The sequence below is a fragment of the Streptomyces sp. KR55 genome, assembly GCF_052245645.1.
In the GTDB taxonomy this organism is placed as follows: domain Bacteria; phylum Actinomycetota; class Actinomycetes; order Streptomycetales; family Streptomycetaceae; genus Streptomyces; species Streptomyces flavusporus.
This window is the reverse complement of the sequence record NZ_JBQQCE010000643.1, coordinates 1-4183: the sequence shown is the minus strand read 5'-3', so window position 1 is coordinate 4183 and position 4183 is coordinate 1. Positions and strand designations below refer to the sequence as shown.

General features: G+C 74.4%; 2 pseudogenes. Both read right to left on the bottom strand.

Going from position 1 to position 4183, the window contains the following annotated elements:
* Window positions 1-921 (bottom strand): annotated as a pseudogene (locus ACTWQJ_RS47425) (hypothetical protein); the annotation flags it as partial.
* Window positions 918-4183: pseudogene (locus ACTWQJ_RS47420) on the bottom strand (hypothetical protein); the annotation flags it as partial. The pseudogenes ACTWQJ_RS47420 and ACTWQJ_RS47425, both read right to left, overlap by 4 nt.

Here is a 4183-nt window from a genome sequence, read left to right as displayed (position 1 = left end):
CACCGGCGACGGCAGCATGGCTGGCAGCCGGAGGGTCGTCACCGGGCGCGGCTCCGCTGGGTCGCCCAGCTCGGGCGCGACCGAGGCCAGGAACGCCCACCAGTCCAGCCGACCGTCGGTGTACTCGTCGGCCCGCAGCAGCACGGGCCCGCCGGGCCCGGCCGCCGACAGCGCGAGCGCGTACTCCTGGCGCTCCGCCCGCCATGCGCTTGCCTCGTCGTCCGGCGGCTGGGTGACCATGGTGTCGTACCAGGCCAAGAACCGGGCCAGCGCCCGGCGCACCCTGGCCTGCTGTCGCTGCGGCACCTCCACGTTCGGCGGCAGCCCGGTCACCGACCCGTCGGGGGCCAGCAGAGGGCGGACCGCGGCGGCGAGCGCGGCGGCGTCCAGCGCCCGCCCGGCCATGACCGCCGCCCAGTCCGCGCCGCGCCGATCCGCACCCGGATCAGTCGGCGGATTGAGCCTCAGCGGGAAGGCGGCCGTGAACTCCGGTCCCATCCCCGCGGCGCCCTCCGCCCCGAGCAGCCGCAGGAACTGCAGGCCCAGCACGGCTGCCAGACGCGGGTGAGTGCCCCGCACCGGTTCCCGCTCCACCGCCACCTCCAGCGGCAGGTCGAGGTGCGCATAGTCGACGGCGACCTGGCTCGCCCCCGGACCCAGCGGCCCGGGGTGGTAGCGGGCGAGCACCGCGGGGTCGCCCGTGAGGCGTACGTCGATCGGAGACCCGGCGTCCTCTCCGTGCAGTTCACCGAACGCCCACTGCCGGTGCAGCAGCCACAGCGGGTCGGCGACCGGCGCCGCCAGCGCCGGTGCCAGGTCCGGGGTGACCGGGTGCGGCTCCAGCCGCGACCAGGTGGTGACCGAGGGGCGTGCGACGGCGAGGTCCTGTGCGAGCAACGCCCCCACGACCTTCAGACTCACAGTGACCACCCCTTCCCGAGCACCGTCGCGTTGGTGATCGCCGCGGCGCGTACAGACAGCAGTTTCCCGAGGTTGACCGAGGGCCGGTCGCGGGTGAAGTTCTGCGGTAGGTACACCATCGGCAATTGCGCCCCGGCCAGCCGCAGGTCCGCGGGTGCCACCCCCCTGATCTGGGTCAGCGCCGCTGCCTCGAGCACCGTGTCGAGGAGCGTGTCGAGGTCCCACCGTGCCATGGCTGGCTGCGGCGGCACCGCGAGCAGCAGCGCCTGCGGCGACCTGGCGCCGGGCGCGTCGTAGTGGAACGTGATCCCAGTGGTCTCGGTCTCGGTCGGGATCATCTCCGTCCACTCGTCGCACACCACGCCGCACAGGGCCCGGCTGGGATCCAGCCCTTCGGGGGCATGGACGACGATTGCCATGGTGGCTGTCGCCGACCGGTCCGAGCCGAACGGCAGCGCCAGCCACCGCTGCCCGGCGGCGTGCGGTAGCTGCGCGACCCGTACGGCGTCGGCACCGGTGCCCGGTGCGCCGAGCAGCTCTCCGGCACTCAACACACGGGCCAGCTTGTCGACTCCGGGGCGCACCAGGGCCAGCTGGTCCAGCCACGCGCGCGCGACGGTGTCGTCGGCGGCGGTGAGCGCCGGGTGGTCGGCCAGCGATGCGGTAAGGCCTGGCACGTCGACCGACGCGGTCAGCCGGATCTGCGGCACGACGGGGAATGCGTCCCCAAAGGCGGCCTTGAGCCGTTGACCGTGGTGCGCCACCTGGGCGGCCTCCGTCGGCAGGGTGCCACCGTCGCCCGCTGGTGGGGCGGAGCCGAGGGTGTCGAGCTGATCCCGTCGTCGCGTCACCTCGTTCACGACGGCCTCGGCCTGGGCCCGTAGAGCCGCGCGCGCCGCCGCCGCACCGCCTCCGGCCGCCCGCGGCACGGCCTCCGCGATGCCGAGGGCGGCGGCTTGCCGCAGTGCGCCGCGCAGCGCCGGGGTAGTCGCCGCGGGGGCGGCGAGGACGGCGGCCAGCGCCGTGGCCGCCTGGGCGACCGCAGCCGCCGCCGAATCCGCCCGGGCGGCGAGGTCCGCGACATCGGTCCCGGTCGACCGGTCGCCGCCCGGAAGGGCGAGGTCCTCGGCGCTCAGCGGCCGGCACCCGGCCAGCAGTTCACGCACCCAGTCCAACAGCGCTCGGGCTGCCCCCAGGTTGACCTCATTCCCCGCAGGCGCTGGGGCGTCGGCCGGACGGTCTTCCAGCAGGGCGAGCTCATCGTCCTCGCCGACCGGCACCCCGGCCACCAGGGCCTGTGCCACGCGGCTGTCCAACTCGCTGACGCCCGAGGCGGCGCCGGTGGCCGATGCCAGCGCCAGGGAGAGCGCCGAAAGCCCCAGGTCGGTGCCGGGCACCGAAAGCAGCGTATGGGTGGGAGGGCCAGTGTCCCCGGCGGGCGACGTGAGCACGCCCCAGAACCGTAGCTCGCCCGGATCCGGCAGCACGCTCGCCGCCCACGCGTTGAGCTTCGGCGCCGCCTCGGCGCGCGCGTCCCGCAACGGCCGCCACGCCGCACGGGCCGCCTCCTGGTCCACGGCCACAACGACCTTCTGCGTGTAACTGATGCCCGAGCGCGGCGTGCGCACCACCTCCGGCTCGGGCGGCCGCTCCTGCTTGTCCAAGGCGGCCAGCGCTGCTCCCGCCCGCTCCGGGTTGCCCAGCACGGTCTGGTACACCGACTCGCTCACCAGTACGTCACCCACGGCATCCCACGTGACGGCCAGGTCGTTGAGTACCGCGCTCACCGCTGTTCGGTCGGCCGGAGCCACCTTCATGCCAGCCAGCACTGCCGCCTTGTTGTCGCGCCATGCCTGCACCAGCCGCACCCCGTCCACCACGTCGTGGGCAGCGATGGCCTCCTGCGGCCCCGGACCGGCCGGAGCCGTGGACGGGCGCAGCGGGGCGAACCGGCGCGCCGGCAGGATGTAGCGGGCCAGCCGGTCGGCGCTCTCGCGCAGCAGCCGCTCGCAGCGGTACCCCAGCAGCGCTGCGATCGACTGCCCTGCGGCCGCCCCCTCGATCACCGGGATGGCGCGCTTCACCCGGTCGGAGCTCAGCTGGATGTCGAGCGTCTCGTGCTCGGCGTCGCGGTGGCTCAGGTGTCCGCTGCGCAGGATGGCCGCGGTCGCGGCGTGCGGCAGTGAGGGCGCATGCACGTAGCCGAGGCTGTCCGGTGTGGTGTCCGGCCGCAGTTCCTCGACCCAGCCGAAGCCTCCCAGGTGTACACCGGCGGCGTGGGCTTCCCGTACGGCGTCCAGCCGTCGGGTCGCCAACGATGTGGCCCATGCGTCGTACCGGTGCGACGCGGCGTCGAGGAACCCCCGGAAGGCGCGGTCGATCTCCGCCGCGGGCCGGGTGGCCAGCTCGTCGAGCGCGGCCAGGAACATGCCCAGGGTGCGCACTTCGGGCTGTTCCGGCAGACCGACCCGGCGCACCAGGTCCGCCACGTGTTCGGCGATGGTGAAAGTGCCTGTCACCTCTGGGAGCACTAGGTTGGCCAGTTGCCGCGGCGTGGATACGGTGACGGCGCGGCTTTCGATGCGCTCGGTTTCGAACCGTGGCATGGCGGCGGCTTCGGCGAGCACGCCGTACATCTCGTCGGTCCGCAGCGCCTTGGCCGCTGCCACCAGGCCTGGGGAGCGGCCGAGCCGGGTGAGGAGCAGGTTGCTCGCGGCTTGGTCGAGTTCCTCCATCGCGGCGTGCGCCACCAGTGCCTGGAGCAGGGTGTCGGCGTCCTCCTGAGCCTCCAGGGTGTCCCGGCCGCCGCGGGTGCGGGCCGCGGTTGCGATCGAGCGCAGGTAATTGGGTTCCAGCGGCCCGTCGCCCAAGGAGCCGGCCTGCACCCAGGGCACCGGCAGTGGGTGGTCCTTCGGGTCGGCGGTGAAGGTCGCGAGGGCGGGTGGCCGGGGCCAGCCGAGGACGGCGCCCCACACCCGCCAGCTCCAGGTCTGTGCGGCGGCGTGCGCGTCCATGCCGCGGGTGTTGGCCACCGCGGTGGGGCCGAGCGCGGCGCGGAACCGCGCCACCATGGCCAGCGGATTGCGCTGCAGCAGCTCGTGCAGGTCGGTGTCGGGGTCGCCGGTGCGGCCCATCCGCGGCACCCGCCGGGCGGCGTCGATCCACGGCCACCGGATGTCCCGCAGCACACTGGCCAGCCGGTCTTCGAATCCACCAGGCCGCTCTGGAACGAAGCGGCCGGGCGCCAGTACCGGCAGGACGC